We start from the raw sequence: 26,357 nt of genomic DNA, 5'->3' as shown, positions 1-26,357 counted from the left end.
TATAAGTGCTGTAACTCCTTCCTTATCTTCTTTATCTACATCTGCTCCCTTGTCTATTAACTTATTCACTATCTCTTTATTACCTTTATTGCACGCCAACCAAAGCGCCGTTCTTCCATAGCTATCTACCATATTTATATCTGCTCCATTGTCTATTAACTTATCCACTATCTCTGATAGGCCAGACCAACACACATACATTAGTGCTGTAACTCCATTCTTATCTACTTTATTTACATCCGCTTCCTTATCTATTAACTTGCTCGCTACTTCTGACATACCTCTCCTACACGCATACATTAGGGCTGTAATTCCACTCTTATCTACTTTATTTACATCTGCTCCCTTATCTATTAACTTACTCGCTATCTCTGTCCTACTGTACTCACATGCACACATTAGGGCTGTAGCTCCATTCTTATCCACTACGTTTACATTTGCTCCTCTGTCTATTAACTTGCTCACTACTTCCGACATGCCTTTCGCGCACGCATACATTAGTGCTGTAATTCCACTCTTATCTACTACGTTTACATTTGCTCCTCTGTCTATTAATTTATTTGCTACCTCTGTCATACCTCTAAAACACGCCCATACTAGCGCCATACCATCCAAATTATTTACCTCATTTGAAAATCTATCCATTTCCATACACACTTACCTACTTTCTTAATTATACAAATAACCTTTCTTTGCTCTACTTTGTTCAACATTTACATGCAAAATAATTATCATAATTTACGCCCTTTTGAGCAATTACCTTTGCTGATATCCTCTGTAACTTTTCTTCTTTTATTTAAAGATGTTGATTCTTCATCTTTCTCTAAGATTCTGCACATATTTATGCAGCTAATTGATAACTGGTTTAAATCGTACCCATGTTTTATCCATCTATCATTTAATTCATAAGGAATAGCTCTATCTGGCTTAATATTCTTGTTTATTTCACAATAAAACCTTTTCAAATCATTTATTTTCTTAAATCTATCTGTCATTCTAGGTCCTCTTTTATATACTGATAAATTAAGAGCTTTTATCTCTCCAATTAAATATTTATTTGCTCCTTTTATAAACGTGTTATGGCCCTCTTTACTTAGCATATCCAATATTCTATTTATATTAACTTCTTCACTAATTAACTTTACAACTGTATTTTTCATATTTTTTTCAGCTGCGGCCAATAATAATTTTTCTCTTAAACCTTTACCTTTAATTTCCGCTCCGCTATTAATTAATTTACTTGCTATCTCATCCATTCCTCCTATAATTGCCCATCCAAGCGCCGTACTTCCTTTTCTACCTATTATGTTCACATCTGCTCCTCTTTCTACTAACTTGCTCGCTACCTCTGGCATACTTGATCTACAAGCCCACATAAGTGCTGTTTCTCCATCCTCATCTACTATATTTACGTTTGCTCCTTTATCTATCAACTTAATCGCTATATCATCCATTTTTCTCTCACACGCCAATCTAAGTGCTGTATGTCCGAATTTATCTACTTTATTTATATCTGCTCCTTTATCTATTAACTTATCTGCTATATCATCCATATGAAACCAACACGCCAACGTAAGTGCCGTTCTTCCATCTCCATCTACTATATTCATATCTGCTCCTACGTCTATTAATTTGTTTGCAATTTCTCTGTTAGCTCCCTTGCACGCCCACGTAAGTGCTGTATCTCCAAACTTACCTACTACATTTACGTCTGATCCCATATCTATTAACTTGTTCGCTATATCTATCATACCCGACCAACATGCTCGCCAAAGTGCAGTGCTTCCATCCTCATCTACTACGTCTATATCTGCTCCTTTGTCTATTAACTTATTTGCTACTTCCGGCATATTAAACCAACACGCTAAAGTAAGTGCTGTCCTTCCATACTCATCTACTACGTCTATATCTGCTCCCCTGTCTATTAATTTGTTCGCTATTTTTACCATGCCTTTCCTGCATACCCAAATAAGTGGCGTATTCCCGTACTCGTCTACTACGTTTACATCTGCTCCCTTATCTATTAACTTACTCGCTATCTCTGGCATACCTTTATTGCACGCCCAAGTAAGTGGCGTATTCCCATATTTATCTACTGTATTTATATTGACTCCCATTTCTATTAACCTAATAGCTATATCCGACATTCTAGACCAACATGCCAACGCAAGTACTGTATTTCCATCCTTACTTACTATATTTACATCTGCTCCCATATTTATTAACTTACTCGCTATCTCTGGCATACCTTCCTTACACGCAGTCATAAGCACTGTACACCCGTCTTTGTCTACTACATTTATATCTGCTCCCATATTTATCAACTTGTTCACCATATCTGGATTACAGTAGCGACATGCCAACACAAGTGCAGTATCTCCATCTTTACCTACTATATCTATATTGGCTCCTTTGTATATTAACTTATTCGCTATCCTATCCATTTTGTTTATAATCGCCCCCATAAGTGCAGTCCTTCCGTACTCATCTATTACGTTTATATCTACTCCTAGGTCGATCAACTTATTGGCTACCCTTTTTAATCCAAACCAACACGCCAACGTAAGCGCTGTATCTCCATTGCTATTTATTACACCTACATTTGCTCCCATATCTATTAACTTGATTGCTATATCTGACATACCTTTATTACACGCCGCTGTAAGTGCTGTATCTCCGCACCCATTCACCATATTTATATTTGCTCCTCTGTCTATTAATTCATTTGCTATATCCTCCCTTCCATTTCTAATTGCACATATAAGTGGAGTGTCCTCGAACCCATTCACTCCTTCTAAAAATCTATACATTCCCATATACCTCCTGCCTAATTTCTCAAATTAAATACCCTTCACTGCTTTAATACAACAATTTTGTATAAAATAATTATTATCTTAACTGGTTCGTCAAGTCTCATCTCATCTACTTCATACCCTCTTTCTTAGAATTACATAAATAACCGTTCACTTATGGCTGTCATTATAACATATATTCCCGCTTTGATGCAACAATTTTATACAAATTAATTATTACAATACGTATCTTGTCAAAATAGGTATTGTTTGGTATCATTGTAGCGAGATTTTATTTAACGAGGTGATTATTTTGTATAATAAATATATTGATATTTCTAGTAATGTTAAAGATGCGTTAAGTTCTGGACATGCGGTAGTTGCTTTGGAATCTACTATAATTTCTCATGGCATGCCTTATCCTATGAATGTTGAAACAGCTACCGAATTAGAAAAAATTGTGTTAAGTAACGGTGCAACACCTGCAACTATTGCAATTATTGACGGAAGAATAAAAATAGGACTTACTCCATCGGAACTAGAATTTTTAGCTACATCAAAAAATATAGCTAAAGTATCTCGACGTGATATTGCACCCGTTATATCACAACGCAAATCTGGTGCGACTACAGTGTCCGCCACTATGTTTTTCGCTTCTCTTGCAAAAATAAAAATATTCGCAACCGGCGGAATTGGTGGAGTTCATAGAGGCGCCGAAACTTCTTTCGATATATCGGCAGACTTATTAGAGTTATCTAAAACAAATGTCAGTGTGGTTTGCTCCGGTGTTAAATCTATCTTAGATATTGGATTAACATTAGAAAAATTGGAAACCCTCGGCGTTCCAGTCGTAGGTTACAATACGCCTTACTTTCCTTCGTTTTTCACTAGAGACAGCGGATTCAGTGTAGACTATACTGCAACTTCTCCTCGCGATGTCGCTAAAATAATACAAACCAAGTCAGAACTGGGACTAGATGGTGGTATACTCATTGCTAATCCTATACCTAAAGAATATGAAGCAGATGGACAAATGATTGATACCGCTATAACCCAAGCTCTTAATGAAGCGTCAAAACAACATATCAAGGGAAAAGCTATAACTCCTTTTCTTCTTGACAAAGTCAAAACTTTAACAAACGGCAAAAGCTTAGAATCAAACATCGCACTTGTTAAAAACAATGCCGACATCGCTAGTAAAATTGCCGTTGAATTATTTTAATGTAAAATATCCCCCACTTTAGATGTTTTCACACTAAGTGGGGGATATTTTACTCTTCCTTATTTACCATATCTCCTATTGTATTCTCAAATTTCTCAACATGCTGACTTTCTTCTTTCGCTTCCTGCTCTTTTAACTTTGCCTCTTCTTCCTTTTCTTTAGGATTAATTGGCTCCACTGCTTTTATACTCAAACTAATCTTTTTATCTTCTGATACTTTAATTATTTTAGATTTCACTACCTGTCCTAATTTTAATACCTCTTTAGGGCTAGTTAATCTATAGTCCGAAATTTCTGATATGTGTATTAGTCCATCTATTCCATTCTCTATTTCTGCAAATGCACCAAAACCAGTAAACCTTACTATCTTACAGTCTACTATGTCACCCTCTCCATGTGTTTTCAAAAATTCTTCCCACGGATTTTCTATACATCTCTTTCTAGACAACAAAAGTCTATTTTTCTCTCTATCAAAATCTATTACTTCTACTTCTATCTCTTCTCCAGTTTTCACGATATCTTTTATCCTACCTCTATTCCAGTCTAACTCTGATATATGAACCAAGCCATCTACAACTCCTGTGTCAACAAACACTCCATAGCTTTCTATATTTTTTACTTTACCTTTTATTCTCATGCCTACTTGTATACCATCCCAGAATTTAGCAAGCTTCTCATTCTTCTTTTCTTCTATTAACTCACGAGCAGATGCTACCACTCTCTTTTTTCTTCTGTCTATCTCTATCAATCTTACATCAATTGACTTATTTAAATATTCATTCATATCTTTTACATAAAAATCACTTAACCTAGAACCTGGAATAAATACCTTAACCCCGTTATAAACTGCAATTACTCCACCATTTACTACTTCTGTCACAGTAACATTAATAACAGTCTTCTCTTTTAAACATTTCTCCAACTCTTTGTTAAACTCGTCTCTATCTACTCTAACTTTTGATAGTACAACATTACCTTCTTTGTCATTTACATTTATGACAAAAACCTTTACTTTATCACCAACTTTTGTATTATCTTTAAAAGTAAAGTTTGGATCTAAACTATATTGTTCTCTTGTAATAATACCATCTGACTTATATCCTAAATCTACATAAGCTTCCTTTTCATTAAACCCTATTATGGTACCTTCAACTACATCTCCTGTGTGTAACTCCACTAATGACTGCTCAAACAGCGTTTCAAAATCTAATTCTTTATTTTCTTCCATTTTATCCAAGACCTCCTTAATTACCCACTCTGGTGTTGATGCACCAGCGGTAATTCCTATTTTTTGTATATTTTTTATATTCAATTGACTTGCATTTTCAACCTTTACAGTATTTCTGCAATATCTTTTTGAAACCTCATATAATTTTTGCGTATTTGAACTCTTCACACCTCCTACAACAACCATCAAATCAACTTTTTTTGCGATATCCATCGCCTCCTCTTGGCGTTTTGATGTCGCACTACATATTGTATCAAATTTTAATACATTTTTAAATGCTTTTTGCGAAATTTTAAAAACTTTCTTCAAAACTTCTCTATTTTGTGTCGTCTGTGATACTATACAGACGTTACAATCTTTCAAATTTAATTCATTAATTTGCTCAGGTTCATCTATTATATGTGCACTATTATCACAATACCCATTTATGCTTATTACCTCCGGATGATTTTTATCACCCAGTATTATTATTTCGTTACCTTCCTTGTACTTACCACGTACAAGCATCTGTATTTTCTTGACATAAGGACAAGTTGCATCATATATTTTTAATTTTCTCTCAATAAGCTTATCCATAACATCCGGCGATACCCCATGAGCTCTTATTACTACACTACTTCCTTCTTTTATATCAGCTACTTCATGTGCAACCATAACTCCTTTCGCCTTATACCAATTGACTACTTGTTCGTTATGTATAATATCCCCTAAAGTATATACCAAACCACTACTTTCCTGTATTGCTAAATCCAGCATCTTTACTGCATTGCTTACACCGAAACAAAATCCCGCTGATCTTGCCAATATAACTTCCACTATATTCCCTCCACTAACCCTTCTATTTTAGCTATAACCTCGTCTATTGATAACCCTGTACTATCTATACAAACTGCATCTTTTGCCATCTTAAGCGGCGATATTTTTCTGTTTGTATCATTTGCATCTCTAGCCATTATATCATTTTTTACCTCATTAAGGCTAATATTTTTTTCTCCTTTATTCAATAAATCTTTATATCTCCTTTTTGCACGTTCTTCTATTGACGCTGTTAAAAATATTTTTAAATCTGCATTCTCTAAAACATAGCTTCCTATATCTCTTCCATCCATTATTACTGATTCTTTTTTGGCAATATCACGCTGAATCTGAGTTAGTTTTTTCCTTACACAAGCTAATTTAGAAACATCTGATGCTGCAGCTGACATTTCTGGTGTACGAATTTTAGTCGTTACATCTTCACCATTTAAATATATCCTCTTCTCCCCATCTAAATCTTTCTGTTCCAACTGTATATTAGCTACAATCTTCTCCATTTCTTCTTCTGATGTAATATCTCCACTCCTATTTAATGCATCATATGCAAGTGCTCGATACATTGCGCCCGTATCTACATGCATTATACTAAGCTTCTTTGCCAATATATCCGCTATTGTGCTCTTACCTGCACCTGCTGGTCCATCTATTGCTATATTTATTTTCCTTGCCAAATCTTTTCTTAACACTCTTGCTCCCCCTAAATATATATGATAAATTTCTCTGTTTCTTTTGTTTGTATTAATCTGCATTAGAACCCTTATACACTTACTTAAACTTCCATTAACCTTAGCCTCACTAAAACACATCATTGGTATATCTAAAATACCCATTATATCTCGAATAGCTTTAGCTGGGTAAACACAATCTATGTCCGCTGTTACTGAAAATATAATATTTACTATATCATCAACTAAAACATTATTTTCGCTAATCATTCTATTAATTAACTTAGACGTTTTCTCCAACACTTCGCTTTGCTCATTTTTTGAAACTGTTATTGCTCCCCTTATTGCTCTTACAAACACTAATCCAAAACCTCCTATTTTTAAACTTGCGATATCCCCGCAAGATACCCTGTCGAAAACGCTATTGTCAAATTAAAGCCCCCTGTATATGCATCCAAGTCCATAACTTCCCCCGCAAAATACAATCCTTTAACGATCTTAGACTCCATTGTACGAGGATCAATTTCATTTGTTCTAACTCCACCTTTTGTCACTATTGCCTCATTTATTGGTCTACTCCCATCAATGGTCATTGTCAAATTCTTCAAAAGATCCACTATACCTAGTCTCTCTTTTTTGGTTATACAATTTACCATCTTGTCTTCTGGCACCTTTGACAATTCTATTATAACAGGAATCATCTTTTGTGGCAAAAGATCATTTAAAGAATTTTTCAATTGCCGGTTTTTGTATTTTTCGAAATCTCTTATCAACCGCTTGTCCAATTTTTCTGTGTCAAGTGCAGGTTTTAAATCTATAGCTAAACTAACACCTCGGTAATCGTAATCAACTATGTGTCTACTAGCACTTAGTATAATTGGACCTGACACACCATAGTGCGTAAATATCATCTCTCCGAAATCTTTATATATTTCTTTTTTGTTAGAATCTCTTATAACTATACTAACGTTTTTAAGTGACAAACCCCAAAGTTTCTTTACCCAATCTTCTTTAATAATTAATGGCACAAGCGATGGCTTTATTGGCTCAATAGTATGACCTAAATCTCTTGCAAATTTATATCCATCTCCTGTACTACCTGTCGCCGAATACGATTTGCCTCCTGTTGCTACAACAACCGCATCACACTCTATTGTTCTGCCACCTTGTAAGGCCACACTAACAACTTTCCCATCTGATGTGTTTATTTTATTGACTACAGCATTGTACTCTACTGTAACTTTTCGCTCTTTCAAATATTTTTCAAGCACTAATACAACATCACAAGCATCATCTGATACAGGAAATACCCTGCCTCCCCTTTCAACTTTTGTCTTAAGCCCTCTCTTATTAAAAAAATTTATTATATCGTAATTTGAGAATTTATTGAATGCAGAATATAAAAATCTTCCATTACTGGGTATATTAGCCATTAATCCATTTACATCTGTATCATTAGTTATATTACACCGTCCTTTTCCACATATAGACAGCTTTCTTCCCAAAGATGCATTCTTTTCTAATAAAATTACTTTATTCCCATTCTTTGCACTCTCTCCTGCTGCCATAATCCCAGCAGGCCCGCCCCCTATCACAACTATAACTTTATTTTCTTTCATATATAAACCTCAACTAATATTTTTATTTTTACTACAAAACTTACTCCTGCATCTAGTACAATCACTACATCCCATATACACACTTTTATGCTTTTTTATATACCGTAACGCTAAATATAACAAATAAGAAATCAAGCCCAATATCAAGAAATCACGTAATCTCATATATATCTCTCCTCTATATTATTATCAATGCCAATCTATATACCAAAAACGCAATTACCCATGACACAAATGTTTGACCAACTACAACCATAAACGCAACTAACGCACTATTTAACTCTTTCTTAACAACACTTATTGCTGCAACGCATGGTGTGTATAAAAGCGTAAATATTAAAAAAACATACGCCGTAAGAGGTGTAAAAATTCCACCCAAAAACGCATTTATGTTGTCCACTCCTTGACCCATTAATACCACAAAACTACTTACTACTGTTTCCTTCGCTATAAAACCTGTAATCAACGCTGTTGGTATTCTCCAATCATTAAAACCTAGTGGCCTAAATATAACTAAACTATACTTACCTATTGTAGCCAATATACTCCTTGAACTATCACTAACCACATTTATTCTCGTATCAAATGTTTGTAAAAACCATACGACAACTGTCGCAACAAATATAACAGTAAATGCTCTTACCAAAAAATCTCTTGTCTTCTCCCACAATAACATGATAGTATTTCTTAATGTGGGCATACGATAATTAGGTAGCTCCATTATAAATGGTACCGTACTTCCTCTAAAAAATAAATTTTGTGACAAAAAACTTAATAATACTCCCACACATATACTTAACACATATAATGATATAATAACTAATGTCCTATATTTAGGAAAGAATGCCATGGTTATTAACCCATATATAGGTAGTTTCGCACTACAACTCATAAACGGTGTCAAAAATATAGTCATCTTCCTATCTCGTTCACTAGATAAAGTCCTCGCAGACATAATTGCAGGAACTGTACACCCGAATCCTATCAGCATAGGAACAAAACTTTTTCCTGACAACCCAATCTTCCTTAAACACTTATCCATCACAAACGCAACTCTTGCCATATACCCACTATCCTCTAATAATGACAAAAATAAAAACAATATTATAATTGTTGGTATAAATGAAACTACACTACCCACTCCAGCAAAAATTCCATTCACAATCAAGTCATGTACAACAGGATTTATACCATACGCCTTTAATGCATAACTGGCACCTTCACTTAACTCATTTATTACATACGCTAATGCATCATTAAAGAAACTGCCAATAATACCAAAAGTTAACCAAAATATCAATGCCATTATAGCCAAAAATATAGGTATAGCCAAATACTTATGCGTTAAAACACTATCTATTCTAACACTCCTTCTGTGTTGCTTACTCTCTAACGGTTTCTTTACTGCTCTTCTACATACATTCTCTATAAACGTATATCTCATATCCGCCATTGCAGCTTTCCTATCTAAACCTATTTCTTTTTCCATTTCAATTATGTTATATTCAATTGTCTTTAGCTTACTTTCTCCTATATCTAGTTCATTTATTATATAACTGTCATTCTCTATAAGCTTAGATGCAATAAATTTTGCAGATATAAATGTTCTCTTTTCTACATCCTCAACTAAATGCGCTATTGCATGAAGTGTCCTATGTATTGTCCCTTTACAAAAATCTTGCTTAAGTGGCACCTTTTTATTCTTAATAACATCAGCCGCTACCTCTATTAGCTCGTCTATACCCTCATTTTTGCTTGCAGAAATTGGCACAACAGACACACCTAGCTCTTTTTCTAATATATCTAAATTTATACTTGCACCATTTAATGTAACTTCATCCATCATATTTAGCGCTACAACAGTAGGAATCTCTAACTGTATTAACTGCATGGTCAAATATAAATTTCTCTCTATATTAGTTGCATCAACTATATTTATTATCCCATCCGGAAACTTGTTTAACAAAAAATCCCTAGTAACTGTCTCCTCATTGGTGTACGCAGACAAAGAGTAAATACCCGGTAAATCCACAAGTATTATATCTTTATGCCCACGTATTATTCCTTCTTTACCTTCTACTGTAACTCCAGGGAAATTACCTACTCTCTGGTTTGATCCAGTTAGCTGATTAAAGAGAGTCGTTTTCCCACTATTTTGGTTTCCTATAAGTGCTACTTGCATATATTGTTACTCCTCCTTAACCTCTATCTTTGACGCTTCTTCTAATCTTATAGTAAGTTCATATCCCCTAAGCATTATTTCTATCGGATCCCCTAATGGCGCCTTTTTCCTGACCATAACCCAAGTTCTTGGTGTTAATCCCATGTCTAACAATCTATCTCTTAGTGCACCCTCTCCATTAACCTTAATTATTCTGGCACTTTTCCCCAATTCTAATTCACTTAGATTCAATATATACACTCCTTCTATACATTAAGTTCTTTTATCTTTTGCACAATTTGCTCTAGTGCTTTTGCTCTATGACTTATCTTATTTTTCACATTTTCTGAAACTTCTGCCATGGTCTTATGATACTCCGGTAAATAAAAAACAGGATCATATCCAAATCCTTTACTCCCATTTCTATCTGTCGCAATATATCCATCTACTGTACCTTCCGCCGATACATAGTACTGTTCATTTATGTACAATACCATCGAACACACAAAACGTGCCTTTCTCTTATTCTCTGGAACATTTTGCAGTAATCCTAACAACTTCTCTATTCTGGCATCATCGTTTTGTGCAAATCTAGCTGAATATACGCCAGGTGCATTATCTAAATATTCTACCTCAAGACCTGAATCATCAGACAACACAACTGACTTTGTCTTGTCGTAAATTGCACCTGCTTTGATTAATGCATTTTCATAAAATGTCTTGCCTGTCTCTTCTATATCTTCATTAAAACCCACTTCTTCCATTGATACAACTTTTATGTCAGTACCAGATAGTATATTCCTAATCTCTTTTATCTTCCCTTTATTCTTCGATGCAACCACTATCTCATCTATCATTTTTTACTATCCTCATCCTTCTAATATTTTTTTTAGAAACTTTCCCGTATGCGACACCCTATTTTTCGCTATCTCCTCAGGTGTCCCGCACGCCACAACCTGACCACCTTTATCGCCACCACAAGGCCCTAAGTCTATTATGTAATCTGCCATTTTTATTACGTCCAAATTGTGTTCTATCACAACAACACTATTACCTGCATCAACTAACTTGGTCAATACCTCAACCAATTTATGCACATCCGCAATATGAAGTCCTGTTGTCGGTTCATCTAATATATATATTGTATTGCCAGTACTCCTTTTTGATAACTCGCATGCAAGCTTAACTCTTTGAGCTTCTCCTCCTGACAACGTAGTAGATGATTGCCCTAATTTAACGTAACCCAATCCTACATCACACAACGTCTCAAGTTTCCTTTTTATTTTAGCGTGATTCTCGAAAAAAATCAATGCCTCCTGTATGGTCATATCCAATACATCTGCAATACTTTTTCCCTTGTATTTTACATCAAGAGTCTCTTGATTGTATTTTTTTCCCTTACAAACCTCGCACGGCACATACACATCTGGCAAAAAATGCATCTCTATTTTTATTATGCCATCACCTTTACACGACTCACAACGGCCACCCTTTACATTAAAACTAAATCTTCCGCTTTTATACCCTCTGCTCTTAGCTTCAGTAGTATTGCTAAATACCTCTCGTATTAAATCAAATGCACCTGTATAAGTCACTGGATTAGACCTTGGTGTCTTCCCTATAGGCGACTGATCTATATTTATTATTTTATCAAGATTCTCTAACCCCTCTATTCTTTCACACATACCTGGATGAAGTTTCGCCCTATTTAATTTGTTAGCAAGCGTCTTATAAAGCACCTCATTAATTAGCGAACTCTTGCCCGATCCTGATACTCCTGTAACACAAGTAAACACTCCAAGCGGTATATTAACATTTATATTCTTTAAATTATTCTCATTGGCCCCAATAATACTTATATGTTTATCGCTCTTTCTCCTTGCACTGGGCAACTCTATTCTTTTCCTTCCAGATAAGTATTGCCCAGTTATAGAGTCTTTGTTACGCTTTATTTCATCAACTGTACCCGTCGCTATAACATTGCCTCCATTTTCTCCAGCACCTGGGCCCATGTCGACTATGTAATCAGCCGCATACATTGTATCTTCATCATGCTCAACAACTATAAGACTATTCCCCAAATCTCGCAAATGCTTCAATGACTCCAAAAGCTTCTCATTATCTTTTTGATGAAGACCAATACTTGGCTCATCCAGCACATATAAAACACCCATTAACCCTGATCCTATCTGCGTGGCAAGCCTTATCCTTTGCGATTCACCTCCAGATAACGTACTGGAAGCCCTAGCTAAACTCAAATAATCTAAGCCAACATCTTTTAAAAATCCCAATCTCGCCTTTATCTCTTTTAGAATTTGACGCGCTATAAGCGCCTGTGTTTGGTCTAATTGCAAACTTTCAAAAAACGTAAGCTCCTTTCCTATAGACATACTACACACTTCATATATACTTTTGTCCTGTATTGTAACACTAAGTGATTCTTCGCACAATCTCTTACCTTTGCAAGTTGGGCAAATTCTATCTACCATATACTCTTCGTATTGACGTCTGGCATTTTCGGATTCTGTCTGTTTGTACCTCTTTTTCATAATATTTATAACGCCGTCATATCTTGCCATGTACGACATCGCCATACCATTTTCTTCTCTGTTATCATAAGATATTCTTATCTTTTTGCCATTTGTCCCATAAAGAATAAGATCCATAACTTTTCTAGGCAATCTTTCTACTGGTTCATCCATACTAAATCCATAATGCTTGGCCAGTGACTCTATGTGCATTCTAGAAAATCCTGCCCTGTTTGATACATTAAACCCTGGTGCAACTATCGCATCCTGATTAAGTGATTTTGTCTTGTCCGGTATTACCAAATCCTCATCTATCTCTAATAAATTACCCAAACCATTACATGTAGGACACGCACCAAACGGACTATTAAAGGAAAATTTCCTTGGCGTTATTTCACCCAAACTTATACCACAATCAACACACGCAAAATTCTGACTTAACACCATTTCTTCTTGTCCTATTATGTCAACAACAACTACTCCTTCTGTCTTTTTTAGGATTAACTCCATCGAATCCGCTAGCCTCTTTCTTATAGATGGCTTTACTATTATTCTGTCAACTATTATTTCTACTGTATGCTTTTTATTCTTATCAAGCTTTGGTACATCATCTATATCATATACAGTCTTATCTACTCTAACCCTTACATATCCGTCCTTCTTTGTTCTTTCGAAAACCTTCGTATGTTCGCCTTTTTTTCCAGTAATTACTGGTGCTAATAATTGTATCTTAGTGCCCTCATCTAACGCTAACACACTATCAACCATCTGGTCTATACTTTGGCTATTTATGGGTTTTCCACACTTTGGGCAATGTGGCTTCCCTATGTTGGCAAACAACAACCTAAGATAATCATATATCTCAGTAACTGTACCAACTGTGGATCTGGGATTCTTGTTTGTGGTCTTTTGATCTATAGATATAGCAGGAGATAAACCTAATATGTACTCAACATTAGGCTTATCCATCTGCCCTAAAAATTGTCTCGCATATGACGACAAAGACTCCATATATCTTCTTTGTCCTTCTGCATATATAGTATCAAATGCCAACGACGACTTGCCCGATCCACTAAGCCCTGTTATTACAACAAGCTTGTCCCTCGGAATCTCCAAGTTTATATTCTTTAAATTATGCTCACAAGCTCCTTTTATTACAATGCTATTTGTTGCCATACCTATCAACCAAACCTTCTCTTTCTTAATTAAATACTACCCCAAACTCTTTATTGCTTCCGCTAATGTCATCTCTCCCTGAGATACTTTGTCTATTGTTTCTGTAAATATCTCTAGCATATACACACAAAGCATCGCTGTTTCTTTTAATTCTTCTTTTCTAATAAGCTCTAACTTTGGTGTAACATATATGTACCTAAACATTATTGTCTCATTATCACCTAATATAAAGTTACCCACTGCAAGCTTTGTATTTATCTCTAATAATAATTTCTCTATAATCGATTTATTCTCTTTTTTGTATGTCATAGGTATAACTGATGTTATTTGTAATAGATCTATTGTGTTTACCATATCATCTGGTAGTGGTATGTAATTGAAATTAAGTATCCTATCTTCGTTGTTGTAAGTTTGACCTACATTAACTAACAACATATTAAGTGGTGTATCTTCACTTTTCTCAACTAAATGAGTTGCAAAATTTAATTCCTCCATGTGCCTTTTTATTAAGTCTAAATTCACCAAGTTCTTTGCGTGTTCTTCTTTACTTATCATAAACAATTCTCAATGGGAGTATTTCTCCTCCCATTGATTCCTCCTTTTTTTTATATTTCTTTCTTCATTGCTTCAACCAATTCATCTATTAATGAATTTTTGTCCGGACTCCCTCCTTCAGCTTTTTCCCTTTTGTAATCTCTTACTTTATTAATAAAGGCATTACCATCGTCTATATTAATAGTTTTTAACATTTTTTCTATTCTTTTATAGCTCTTTTTGGTTTCATCTACACTTGTCTTAAACTCTTTTGCTTCATTCTCATCTAAGTTGTCATAATCTGGCAAATTTCTTATGTGACTAACAATGAACTTAGCTGTACTTTTCATTCTGTCTTCATCTTCCATTGTTCTTATATTAAACATTCTCAAGAATCTATCTCTAGGTCTTGCCCCTATAATAACCTCTGTTTTTTTAGAATCAAAAACAGCTTTTCTAACTTTATCTAGACCTTCACCTCCTACTTCTAACTTTGTTTCTATAGAAACAATCTCATTAATAGCTTCAGTAAGTTTTCTTCCTCTTACTTCTTCTGTATATTTATCATGCTCTGCCCCTCTACCTGTTTTTGAGATCATTTTATCTTCTATTTTACGCAATTTCTTCTTTTGCTTCTCTATATCTTTATTTAATTCATCTATGTAATCTTCGTTTGTAAAGATTTCCCTATCTTCTTCTAGTCTACTAATTGCCTCTTCAAGACTTCTTTTTTCTCCCAATAACACTGCTTTTTCTAGATTCTCTAAAAATTTCTTTTTACTGTCATCATCTTTGCCTACTTCTTTTATCTTTTCAGATAAACCTTCAACTTGCTGACTAATATAATCTAACTGTGCCTTTGCAACTTCTTCTTTTCTCTCCTTTTCAGACTTCTCTCTAAATTTCTTTAATATCCATTTATCAATTGAACTCCAAAAATCTGTAACTAATGCTGGAAGCTGCAATGTTGTTAGTATATAATCATCTTTTACCTTTTCAATGCCAATTCCATCTCTGCTGCTGTTGAATTTGTTTATATAAATTTTTCTGCATATCCCGTATACAGCACCAGGTACTTTAGTTGCACAAACATATGCTGCAACAACTGGGAAAGTAAAGACCTCTATTACATTTGCCACAAAACTCAATGCATCTGCTGCAAATTTCCATCTTAATCTTCTGCTACTATGCTTGTTTATGTTAATGGCTTCACTATTTATAACTCTCTCTCTTAACTTTTGCTTACGTGATATGCTTTTCTCTAACTTGCTATTAATATCTTTTAATTTCTCTACCTCTTTCTCCTTTATCTCTCTGTTTTCAACATTCTGATTACTAAGTTCTTTTTCGAGCTTTCGAATATCCCATTTATTTAAAATGTACTTTGTACCTCTTCTTCTAAGACCATCCTTATACTCATCATAGTCACTGTAAAAATACTTGAACTTATTATTTTTGTAATCGTACTTTTTAGCGTACCTTTCGTCATCACTCTCATCAAGTACCTTTTTTACTCCTTCTAGATTTTCTAATCTGCTTCCCACATATCGAACTTTCCTCACATCATCTCCTAACCTAAAAGTGTCTACCAAAAGCTTAAAAATCTTTAAATTACGCGGCAAACTTTCTACATAACCCAATACTGCCAAGGCATCACTTAATTTTGAAGTAGTGTCTATTATCTCACCAAATCCCTTTGACAATTCCGGATCCTTTGTTCCTCTTTCCTCATTCTTGTCCAAAACCTTTGTACTGTTTTGCGAATAACTTCTTAATAACAACCTCTCATCCATAAAATATCTCCCTTCCTTTTACCACAAATATTGTTTCCTAACAAAACTTGTATTAATTATACCCTATTTATGCAAATTTAACAAATATATTTTTAAAAAAAATTTTACTTGAAATATTTGAAATATTTTACAGGTTGTTTTTTGCATTGATATATGTTAAAATCATTCTTGACGAACACAGTATGATAGTATGAATTTTTAGGAAAGGAGGACGGTACTTTCTACTAGAACTTGTAGTGGTTGGTACTTTAAAGATATTATGAAAATAGAGAGAATTAGCGAAGATAAATTACGTGTTACTATACCCTTGTCTTATTTTGTTGAGAGAGATATGAGCATTGAAAACTTTGAATACAATTCCGAAGAAGCACAAGAGTTCTTTTTGGAATTAATGGAAACATTGGACGAAGAATATGGATTTAATTTTTTGAATTCTCAAATGTTAATAGAAGCATATCCTGGTAAATCCAATGATATTGTTTTCAACTTGACTCGTGTCAATGATAAACCTTATGGAGTACCAGTTTTAGAAAAACGTATAGCAAAAAGAAAGCTTAAGAAAATTAAAAATGTTTCTTATACTAATAATCCTGATGATATATTTATGGTAGCGTTTAAAAATTTTGATGATATTTGTAATTTTGTGTCGAGTATTCATCCAACGCCAATTGGATTTAACTCTTTGTATAAATTATCTGATAAATATTTCCTTGTAATAAACAAAAAAATATCAGGTATTCGGAATTTACCTGATTCTTTAGTTACATGTTTAAATGAATTTGGTGAAATAGTTCGTGATCCCATTTTTTATGAGGGGTATCTTAACGAATACGGAAAAATAATAATTTTGGGAAGTGCAGTGGAAGTTTTGTATGCATATTTTTCCAAATAATTTTTCGACATTAGAACACACTATTTTAGACGAAAGACGTCGGATTTTTAGTCTTTCGTCTAATTTATTTTAACGTAATGCGTTAAACCTCCCACGCTACATGCTGGAATTATATATTCTATCTCATATTGCGTCACCTCATGTGGCTTTGCTTCTATGGTCGCTATAGTTTTTATGTTGTCACAAGCATTAGAAGATTTTATTATATCTCCGGACGGTGTTATAACAATTACTCCACTATTTATAAATGCATTCTTTTGTATAATATCAATACTTCTCGTGGTGTTAGAATTATTTTTTATATTAAATATCTCTTTATAGGTAACTGCCCAATTCCCCAAATTTGATGTCATTGTAGAATAATCATTTGTATACGGGCCAAAACAAAGTCCATTTGGATCTACAAATGTATACATATCATCCTCGACTGCCGACGTATGCTTATTTTTTGTAATATGCGTAATCCATCCCGCTCTATCTAAATTCTTATATCGTACTGGCAAATAACTCTTTTTCGTGTTATCATCTATCTCCCATGTAAACACACACTCTTGTTTTGGATAATAATTACTTCTACCCTTGTAATTTCTTGTTTCCCCCCAAAAATTTTCATGTCTTGTTACATACCCTAAATATTTACCATTAATATCTTTAGGATCTGTCAAATCATAATCTTTTGTGAATGCCACCACTCTTACATTTAATGGCATATCTGATTCGAAGTCGATCGCCAAATTCACAACCCCTTCTCCTGTGTACTGGTTATAGCAAGAAACAATAACAGGATCAACTAGCCATCTACTTTCATTTGGTAAAATTTCTATTGTGTACTCCTTAGACTCACAAAAATCTCGCCAACAATTTTCATCCAACTTAAGCCCTGTCCAACAATTTTTTGACATACCTTTATTTTTTACAACAACTTTAGCATTTTTAGAACCTTCATTCTCTACTATAACTCCATAATACATACTATCCTCTGTACTATTATTCTGCTCGGCAAAAAGAAATGTATTGCCCAACACATTCCCAGTCTCATAAATTATTTTTCCCTTATCTAGGGTATCCTCTATTTTAATAGATTCAGGGTTATTACAATATAAAAATGTTCCTGGCTTCTTTTTATATTCTACACTACAAGGCTTAAAAGAAAGTTTTTCCTTATACAAGGTAGGTTCTATCCATGCTGATGTAATATTATTTCTTTCATCCATATTTTCTATAATTAATACAAGTTTTTGTTTATCTTTAATATTGACATAAATATATTCTGGTAAAGAGTGTGAATTCATAACACTACTAAAATATACTAAAACATCATCTACAATCACACTAAACATAACATTACCTAATGGATGCGGCAACTTTAAATTAACACCTTTTACGTTTTCATCAACAAATTCCGTTGTGACATCACATAAGCCAACGTATGATGTAAAATAATCGTACTTACCATCTAAATTATATGTAATTACATTTGAAGTATCACTTAAAATGCTATTTTTATAACACATATCCTTAATTACCATATTATCTTTTATATAAATTTTCTTTGTACTTTCTATTGTACTCATATTTGCCAAATATATGGACGGCAATACATCATATGCCTTTGATATAATTTTTTCTCGTATCTTGGGCTTTGATGTATCAATAATTTTTTGTTTAATATGATTTTTTAAATTGACATACAAATTTTGTTCTATCTCATTAGATAATTTAGATATATTCACTTCACTTGCATATGCAACACTGTACATAAATGTTACTATAAGCACAACTACAGTATATATATACTTCATGAAATATTTTAAACCTCCTTTGCCTAAAAAATATCACATCAAGTCTCGACACACTCGAATGCATTTTTTAGACAAGGAAGTTCTGTGCTAAAATTAGTATCCTGCTATATCTTTCCACATTTTCTTAAAATCTTCAGATATTGTCGACATCATATTACCTTTTCTCATATTTTCTGCCATAGTACTTATTTTGCTTACCCCATCCTTTGTATTTACAACTTCACACTTGTTTATACTAGGATCACATTCCCTTACTGTATTTATTATCTCTGATCTATACTGTGCATTATTAGCTGTGTTTGGTGTACACCCAACTATCGCTGTATCTCCATTTACCACACATGTCATATCACTATATCCATTTAATTTATTTAGTTCATTTTGTATTTTCTCTGTCCTAGATAAATCGCTACTATTATTGTAATTACTATCATTACCATAATTTTTGCTGTAGTTACTACTATAATTTTTACCATAACTACTACTATAATTATTTCCTTTTGTTAAATCATTTTTATAAGAATAACCTACTACTTTTCCTCTGTTTGTTGTATTGTATCTACTGTTTTTCATCATGTCATTGCTATCTTCAATATCCATTCTAACTTGCTGTGGATAATTCCCATTCTGTGGTGCCCTACTAGTTGTACTATCCATATTTCCACATCCTACTAATCCCATACCCATGGTCGTTGCTAAAACTGCTGCTGCTAATTTTATTGGCTTCATTTTTTCACCTCCATAATATTATTATTATCCATATATCTTAATATTATGTTGATGAAATACTGGTATTTATTATTCCCTTTATTTTTCGCTCAAACTCGCTACTTATTTCTTGTGCAATCTCGCTATTTACACCTTCGCTAATTATTTTTACTGATGCTTTATCAATACTTGGCAAAATTAACGCCCAACCATCCTTTGTATATATTTTTACACCCTCTTTTGTTTCAACATTATTATAATTTTCTTTTATAAGACATTTTATAATTTTTCCCTTATCTGTTCCCTTGCACACAACTTCTGTTTTGTTCATATAAAATTGCGGAATCATGTCATATATATCAGATGAAGAATAATTATTTTCTTTCATAAACTCTAAAATATTTACAATTCCATAAACTGCATCAAAATACATACCAAATTGATCCGAAAGATTTGTATTTAACATCTCTTTCATTATTTCACTAACTGTGCTTTTAGTTCTCTTAATTTGCCCTCCATATTTTTGTGCAATTTTTTCAACAATACCACTTGCTGTTGTTGGTGCAACAATAATTTTGTCTTTTCCTTTCATCAATTGCATTAGTATAACTAAAATTTTATATTTATTTTGGTCTATCACTCGCCCCTTATTATCAACCAAAATAAAATTTTCACCATTGGTTTCTACTTCTATTCCAAGATCAAATCCTCCAACCGTAACAAATGACGGAAATACATTTTGTTCATTACTTAAATCTACAAATTTAACTTTGCACTTCATATAATCAAAAACTTTTTCTAACACACTTTGAACCATATCCAAATTAGTATTCACTACTACATTTAAGCCAATATCCATAAATTTGATACCATTTATAATATCCATTGCATAAAATAATGAATAATCATTTATTGTAACCATAGGCTTAATTTCAGATACATCGCAATGCAAAAATTCTTGCTGATTATACATATTTTCTATTTTCCTTTCAACGAAACTTTCTATATTACAACCATCCTTATTTAATATTTCTATATTGACAAAATCACCACTCACATCATTTATATAAATTCCTCCATCTAATTTATAAAACCTTATAGCAAATCGTAGCATAGGAACTAATAATTCCTTGAAATCAAAAACTTCTAGCCCTGTCCTTAGGATCCCTGTAGAAAATGCCATCTTCATTAATTTTGAAATATTACTATTGCTAGACGCTATACCTATCCTTCCGTTTCCACCAATAAAGCTTGCATAAGCCTGCCCTAATTTTGTAACATACTCTGGCACAATCTTTGCATTTATCCCACGTTCTCCAAATATATTTTTTGTATACTTTGTTCCCCAAATAAGATCAGCCTTTAGGATACTTGCCCTATCAATTTTCTTATGCGGCCATATCTTTACATCAGGATTTATTATTGAATCTTCTAAAACATCACAATCACCACCAATTACACTACCTTCATATACACATACATTTTTCTTAATTGTGACATTATTTGCTATAACAGCCCCTCTTAAATTAACACTATTATTTATAATAGAATTGTTCCACACTATAGATTGCTTTATGGTAGCGTGATCATCTATTAGATTGTTATCTCCTATTACTGTATATTTGCCTATTTTTACTCCTCTTCTTATCTTCACGTTGCTACCTATTATACACGGTGCTTTCACTTCACTTAAATCATCTATTTGTACATTTTCTCCTATCCAAATATCCGGTGCAATTTGATTACCTAATATATTTACCGAAACTTTTTTGTCTAAAATATCTTTATGTGCACTTCTATATGATGTTATATCCCCAATATCGCACCAATAATCTTTTGAAATATATCCATACATCGACACATTTTCCCGAAGCATACGTGGAAATACATCTTTGCCAAAATCGAAAAATCTTCCTTTGGGAATAAACTCAAATACTTCTGGCTCTAATATATATATTCCCGTATTGACTGTATCACTAAAAACTTCTCCCCAATTGGGCTTTTCTAAGAATTTTTCTATTTTATTATTATCATCAATTACAACAACACCATACTCTAAAGGTACAGGCACACTTTTTAATATCATTGTTGCAACAGAATTTTTGCTTTTATGAAACTCTAGCGCTTTAGTAATATCTATATCCGTTAGAACATCTCCACTTATTACTACAAATGTTTCATTCAAAAAATCTTGTACATTTTTGACACTTCCTGCTGTACCTAATGGCTCGTCTTCCTGATAATATCTAAAATTTACTCCATACTTATCTCCTGTTCCAAAATAATCCTTAATATTATTAGGCATATACTGTAATGTCAACGCTATATCAAATATGTTATGTTCCTTCAATAAATTTACTATATGTTCCATTATTGGTCTATTAGCCACATAAACCATCGGTTTGGGTCTATCACATGTTAGCGGTCGCAATCTTTTTCCTTCCCCACCTGCCATTATAACAGCCTTCATAAAATCACACCTCTTTTTTAAGTCTTTCTATTTATTATTTGCTAATTAAACCTTTTTATACTTTTTTATTTTCTTGATAAATTTCACTTAATGCTCTTGCAATATACCGAGCACTTTCTAGGCTTTCATCTATTGTGTTTCCGTCACCACCAATTTCTATTAATAAGGAACAATTAGTAAGATGCTGATTATACCTGTTTTTGCTTATTAGTACAGGCTTAACAATATTAGGATTATATTGAATTAACTTTTCTTGCAATTTCAGTGCAAACTTAAGATTTTCTCTCCATTCTCTATGACTTAATCCTGTTCCATCTGTTCCAATTACAATCATTATTTTTGCCACATCTTTGTCTTTAACTTTCTCTACTACACGCAATTTTTTGGAATTGCTAATTCCATCTCTGTGTATATCCAAAGTAGCAACAATATTAGGATCCCTTCCTATATATTCTCTTACCGTATTTAACGATCTAGCATAAGCTCCTTTATCATTGGGAATATTATGATATTTTTTACTATGAACACATGGCACACTAAATTTATTAAGATTATCACAAAGTTCTTGTCCAACGCGCACTACATTTATATTTTCATTTTTACTTCTGGGTAATACTGATGTATTTCTAAGATCTGAAATATTTTTTATATAACTTTCATTCGTATGGGTATGATATATTAAAATTTTACTATTTTGATTAAATTTTCGTTTGAGCGGCTCTTTTAATAGTTTTTGTACATCTATATTATAATTAGTCTCATTTGTAATTTTTAATTCACTGTATGACACATCTTCATCATTATTTTTTTCTTCACCAATAAAATAGATACTACTTAATCCTTCTACGTTTGTTTTTACTGCACACCTTCTATAATCTCTTCGAGGATTAGAACAATCTAAGCCCAACTGTATACTAATAATTTCTCTGGGGCTACTGTTTCCTATCCCTAGTACATACTTTTTCATTTGCCTAATTTCTTGCATTAAACTATTTTTTCCTGCACCATCTTTATCTTCAAACTCTACTATTGGCATAGACAAACTTACAATACTTTTAGCATAACTTAGCGAAATCTGTTTTTTAGAAAATAAAATTATGTTGATACAAAATATCAACATTGCCAAAATAACACATAATATAAATAAATTATTTTTTCGCACCTTTTCATTCGTCCTTTCCCTTGTGATAGTATATTTATATTATCACAAAGAAAAGAATATTCTTATTTATATTTTATTATAAATGCCGCTACTAGATAGGTTAAAATCCCGTATCCAAAACATAAAACACTTACTATAAACATAAATCTTACAATAAACGGATCAACATCTAAATACTCTGCTATGCCTCCACATACACCAAATATTATTTTATCTGTTTTAGATCTATAAAGTTTCTTAACATCACAATTTATAACTTCAATATTATTTTTTTTAAGGATCAAAGCTGCTAAAATGTATAAAACAATTCCTATTCCAAATAACAAAGCTCCTGCAGCCCAAACTACTCTTATTATTGTAGGATCTATTCCTAATACATCCCCTATGCCTCCACATACACCAAAAATCTTTTTGTTGCTACTGGATCTGTAAAACTTTTTCATAGTATCACCTTCCTATCTTCCAAAATTCATATACATATGCTATCATGTTTTTTGTTTTTTGTCAATTTTTTGTTGTTTTAAATTCAAACATTTTTTTATTTGTAAAAATTTGGAGAAAACTTGGCTTTTATTGAGATAATTTGAGAAAATTTAACATATTTTATTAAAAATAGCATTTTTTATGTTTGCGTTAATGTTATTTTTAATATATTATACCAGTGTATTTGTTGTTTATCTTAGTTATAAATAAAATGTAATCTTAAGAATAAGGAGTGATGTTATGAAAGAATATGCCAAATTTTGTACTTTAAAAGACACTGAAATGCTTTCAATTAATGGAGGTTCAAATTCTAATATTGCTGTTGCAGAAGTAGGTACAGGAGCTATTCTTGCAACATGCGTTGCGCCGATTGCTACATTAGTCGCTACCCCCGCAAGTGTTGCATTTATTGGCGCAATTGGAACTTTTCTCTTCATAGACGGCGTTTACAAAGTAATTAAGTAATTGTTAGGAGGTGTTTACTATGGATAATTCCTTATTTTGGGCAATAACTTTAACTATGGGAACTATATGTTTATCTCATGCGTTAAATGCAATTAAACTTATATTTATAGATAAAACAGTCAAATATAAATCTCTTTCTATTATGTACGGTATATTGGCGCTTGTTATGGTTGGTTTTTATATATATGCATTCACCACAAAACGAGTTACAAGTTTATTACCTTTGAGTGGAATCCTATTGGGTGTAAGTACTATAAATTTAAGTTTTAATATTAAAAAATAATTAAATTTTGTTGATGTTGGGCTTTCACCCGACATCAACACCTTTTCTTAAACTTTGCTAATACAAATATTATATCTAAAAAAATCATGTTTTTTTTAAAAAGAAAACCCTTTATGCAAGACGATATAAACACTCTCAATAATTTGTTGTTGGTTGCTAAAAACTATATTGTGCAGTATACGGGGCAAACCTTAGAGGCTTTAGACACATTATCAGATATAATAATTGTAGTTTTCATTTCTGGTGTATCATTTATTTTATATAACTACCTTTAATTCTTATATCCAAAATTTATATCTTTGCTACAACTGCTTGTCCCCACTCTCTCTAGTTTGATTCTTTTGGATATATTTATAAATCGAATAATTTTATAATTTAATTGCTGATTCGACATATCTATAAATTTATAAATTTTCTTCTTTATCAAAATAAAATTATTTAATTTATCTCGCTTTAAATTTAATTTCTCCTCGTCATGTCCTAAGACATGTTGTTTTAAATTCTCTTGAATTTTTATATCATCTTTTAGATCATTACATATATTTTCTATTTTAGGTAATACATGCTTCTTTAATATATATGAAAATTCTATAGATTTTATCTCTTCATCGAAATAACTGTTACTACTTACTCTATTCTCTTTCCAATAATCCTCCATTAACTTACCTAGTTCAGTTTCATTACCATCAAACATAGTACATAACATTCTAGGTTCTATTTGAGGCATGTTTACAAAAAGTAACGGCATATCGTTGTATTCCAAATGTATTCCTTTACAAATAAGATATTTTGCCACATCGTATACTTCATTCCAACAAGCTATCTTTAAACTATAATTGTTTCTACAACTGACATTAGCCCCACTCTCAACTAAAAATTTTACCATTTCCAAGCTACATTTTCCGCAAGCTTCCATTAAAATAGATCTACCGCCTGCATCAATATAATTCACATCCGCTCCATGTTCAACTAAAATCTTTACTACCTTAAAACATCTTATTCTACAAGCTTTCATCAAAACAGATTCATCAAGTGCATCAACATAATTAACGTTAGCCCCACTTTCAATTAAAAGCCTTATTACTTCAATTTCCATCTGTCTACACGCAATAATAATGGGAACATCTCCTCCTTCATATCTAACTTTTTTATTAACATCTGCCCCATTATCTATCAACAACCTAAGCATATTAACTTTATCTTTCACATCCATATATTTAGACTCGATAACCTCTATTAAAATTGTCTTATCCATAAACTCTATGTTAGGATCAAACCCAAACTTCAATAGCAGCTTAACTATTGTTATATTTCCACTACGAGAAAATCTCATCAAAAGCGGCAATCTCATAGTAATTAAAAATTCAGAACTAAAACTTAAAATCAAATGACAAACAAACGCCATAAAAAAAATATTGAAACAAGCATACACTATTAATAGACTATACAATCCATTAATAACTTCTCCATTACACAATCCTTTAATTATTGCTTCTCCAGACTTTCTTATACAATACGCCATTATCTTTTTTATACCTCTACACATCCTCCCCTGTAG

At 32.7% G+C, this 26,357-nt stretch carries 21 protein-coding genes and 1 pseudogene; 4 read left to right on the top strand and 18 right to left on the bottom strand.

The window, feature by feature from the left end; translation table 11 throughout:
• On the bottom strand, positions 1-651 hold a 651-nt coding region (locus tag J6Y29_02760; protein MBP5426801.1), incomplete at its 3' end, for an ankyrin repeat domain-containing protein.
• 80 nt (positions 652-731) lie between these two features.
• A complete protein-coding gene (locus J6Y29_02755) occupies positions 732-2,810 on the bottom strand; it encodes an ankyrin repeat domain-containing protein (GenBank protein MBP5426800.1) in 2,079 nt (692 codons plus the stop codon).
• Between the two features lie 295 nt (positions 2,811-3,105).
• Here J6Y29_02755 and J6Y29_02750 point away from each other — a divergent pair, with 295 nt between their 5' ends.
• Positions 3,106-4,014, top strand: a complete 909-nt coding sequence (locus J6Y29_02750; GenBank protein ID MBP5426799.1) for a pseudouridine-5'-phosphate glycosidase — start codon at positions 3,106-3,108, stop codon at positions 4,012-4,014.
• A gap of 49 nt (positions 4,015-4,063) precedes the next feature.
• On the opposite strand, the gene J6Y29_02745 is transcribed toward J6Y29_02750, so the two are convergent.
• The 9 genes from J6Y29_02745 to J6Y29_02705 all read right to left on the bottom strand — a co-directional run bounded on the left by J6Y29_02745 (position 4,064) and on the right by J6Y29_02705 (position 16,534).
• Positions 4,064-6,058 (bottom strand): bifunctional 4-hydroxy-3-methylbut-2-enyl diphosphate reductase/30S ribosomal protein S1, encoded by a 1,995-nt coding sequence (locus J6Y29_02745; protein MBP5426798.1) that lies wholly within the window; start codon positions 6,056-6,058, stop codon positions 4,064-4,066.
• Positions 6,058-7,083 carry a (d)CMP kinase gene (locus J6Y29_02740; GenBank protein MBP5426797.1) on the bottom strand — a complete coding sequence of 342 codons (1,026 nt, stop codon included), beginning with the start codon at positions 7,081-7,083 and terminating at the stop codon, positions 6,058-6,060. Before J6Y29_02740 ends, J6Y29_02745 begins: the two co-directional genes overlap by 1 nt.
• 20 nt (positions 7,084-7,103) lie before the next feature.
• The gene (locus J6Y29_02735; protein ID MBP5426796.1) at positions 7,104-8,342 is read right to left on the bottom strand and encodes an NAD(P)/FAD-dependent oxidoreductase; all 1,239 of its coding nucleotides are present in this window, start codon (positions 8,340-8,342) and stop codon (positions 7,104-7,106) included.
• Between the two features lie 178 nt (positions 8,343-8,520).
• Positions 8,521-10,524, bottom strand: a complete 2,004-nt coding sequence (gene feoB, locus J6Y29_02730) for a ferrous iron transport protein B (protein ID MBP5426795.1) — start codon at positions 10,522-10,524, stop codon at positions 8,521-8,523.
• A gap of 6 nt (positions 10,525-10,530) precedes the next feature.
• On the bottom strand, positions 10,531-10,755 hold the full coding sequence (locus tag J6Y29_02725; protein MBP5426794.1) for a ferrous iron transport protein A: 225 nt from the start codon (positions 10,753-10,755) through the stop codon (positions 10,531-10,533).
• Between the two features lie 14 nt (positions 10,756-10,769).
• Complete coding sequence (locus J6Y29_02720; protein ID MBP5426793.1) at positions 10,770-11,357, bottom strand: XTP/dITP diphosphatase; 588 nt, start codon at positions 11,355-11,357, stop codon at positions 10,770-10,772.
• A 15-nt stretch (positions 11,358-11,372) separates the two neighbouring features.
• Positions 11,373-14,207: an excinuclease ABC subunit UvrA gene (uvrA, locus tag J6Y29_02715; protein ID MBP5426792.1), complete on the bottom strand. Its 2,835-nt coding sequence runs from the start codon at positions 14,205-14,207 to the stop codon at positions 11,373-11,375.
• A gap of 36 nt (positions 14,208-14,243) precedes the next feature.
• Entirely contained in the window at positions 14,244-14,762 is a 519-nt protein-coding gene (locus J6Y29_02710; protein MBP5426791.1) for a hypothetical protein, read from the bottom strand.
• A 50-nt stretch (positions 14,763-14,812) separates the two neighbouring features.
• On the bottom strand, positions 14,813-16,534 hold the full coding sequence (locus J6Y29_02705) for a hypothetical protein (protein MBP5426790.1): 1,722 nt from the start codon (positions 16,532-16,534) through the stop codon (positions 14,813-14,815).
• A gap of 259 nt (positions 16,535-16,793) precedes the next feature.
• On the opposite strand from J6Y29_02705, the gene J6Y29_02700 reads away from it, so the two are divergent.
• Positions 16,794-17,426, top strand: a complete 633-nt coding sequence (locus tag J6Y29_02700) for an adaptor protein MecA (GenBank protein ID MBP5426789.1) — start codon at positions 16,794-16,796, stop codon at positions 17,424-17,426.
• A 59-nt stretch (positions 17,427-17,485) separates the two neighbouring features.
• Here the strand turns inward: J6Y29_02700 and J6Y29_02695 are convergent, their stop codons facing one another.
• The 6 genes and pseudogenes from J6Y29_02695 to J6Y29_02670 form a co-directional block, all read right to left on the bottom strand.
• Entirely contained in the window at positions 17,486-19,228 is a 1,743-nt protein-coding gene (locus J6Y29_02695) for an NPCBM/NEW2 domain-containing protein (GenBank protein MBP5426788.1), read from the bottom strand.
• Between the two features lie 93 nt (positions 19,229-19,321).
• Complete coding sequence (locus J6Y29_02690) at positions 19,322-19,957, bottom strand: YhcN/YlaJ family sporulation lipoprotein (protein MBP5426787.1); 636 nt, start codon at positions 19,955-19,957, stop codon at positions 19,322-19,324.
• Positions 19,958-20,000: 43 nt separating this feature from the next.
• Positions 20,001-22,406 (bottom strand): NTP transferase domain-containing protein, encoded by a 2,406-nt coding sequence (locus tag J6Y29_02685; protein MBP5426786.1) that lies wholly within the window; start codon positions 22,404-22,406, stop codon positions 20,001-20,003.
• Positions 22,407-22,461: 55 nt separating this feature from the next.
• Positions 22,462-23,568 carry a stage II sporulation protein P gene (locus tag J6Y29_02680; protein MBP5426785.1) on the bottom strand — a complete coding sequence of 369 codons (1,107 nt, stop codon included), beginning with the start codon at positions 23,566-23,568 and terminating at the stop codon, positions 22,462-22,464.
• Positions 23,569-23,630: 62 nt separating this feature from the next.
• Positions 23,631-23,822, bottom strand: a complete 192-nt coding sequence (locus J6Y29_02675; protein MBP5426784.1) for a PspC domain-containing protein — start codon at positions 23,820-23,822, stop codon at positions 23,631-23,633.
• 15 nt (positions 23,823-23,837) lie between these two features.
• Positions 23,838-24,011 (bottom strand): annotated as a pseudogene (locus J6Y29_02670) (PspC domain-containing protein).
• Between the two features lie 280 nt (positions 24,012-24,291).
• Here J6Y29_02670 and J6Y29_02665 point away from each other — a divergent pair.
• Positions 24,292-24,516: a hypothetical protein gene (locus J6Y29_02665; GenBank protein ID MBP5426783.1), complete on the top strand. Its 225-nt coding sequence runs from the start codon at positions 24,292-24,294 to the stop codon at positions 24,514-24,516.
• Between the two features lie 19 nt (positions 24,517-24,535).
• Positions 24,536-24,799 carry a hypothetical protein gene (locus tag J6Y29_02660; protein MBP5426782.1) on the top strand — a complete coding sequence of 88 codons (264 nt, stop codon included), beginning with the start codon at positions 24,536-24,538 and terminating at the stop codon, positions 24,797-24,799.
• 271 nt (positions 24,800-25,070) lie between these two features.
• On the opposite strand, the gene J6Y29_02655 is transcribed toward J6Y29_02660, so the two are convergent.
• Positions 25,071-26,345 carry an ankyrin repeat domain-containing protein gene (locus J6Y29_02655; GenBank protein ID MBP5426781.1) on the bottom strand — a complete coding sequence of 425 codons (1,275 nt, stop codon included), beginning with the start codon at positions 26,343-26,345 and terminating at the stop codon, positions 25,071-25,073.
• Between the last annotated feature and the right edge of the window lie 12 nt (positions 26,346-26,357).

It is taken from the genome of Clostridiales bacterium (assembly GCA_017961515.1).
Taxonomy (GTDB): domain Bacteria; phylum Bacillota; class Clostridia; order Acetivibrionales; family RGIG10202; genus RGIG10202.
This window is presented reverse-complemented; position numbering and strand designations above follow the sequence as displayed.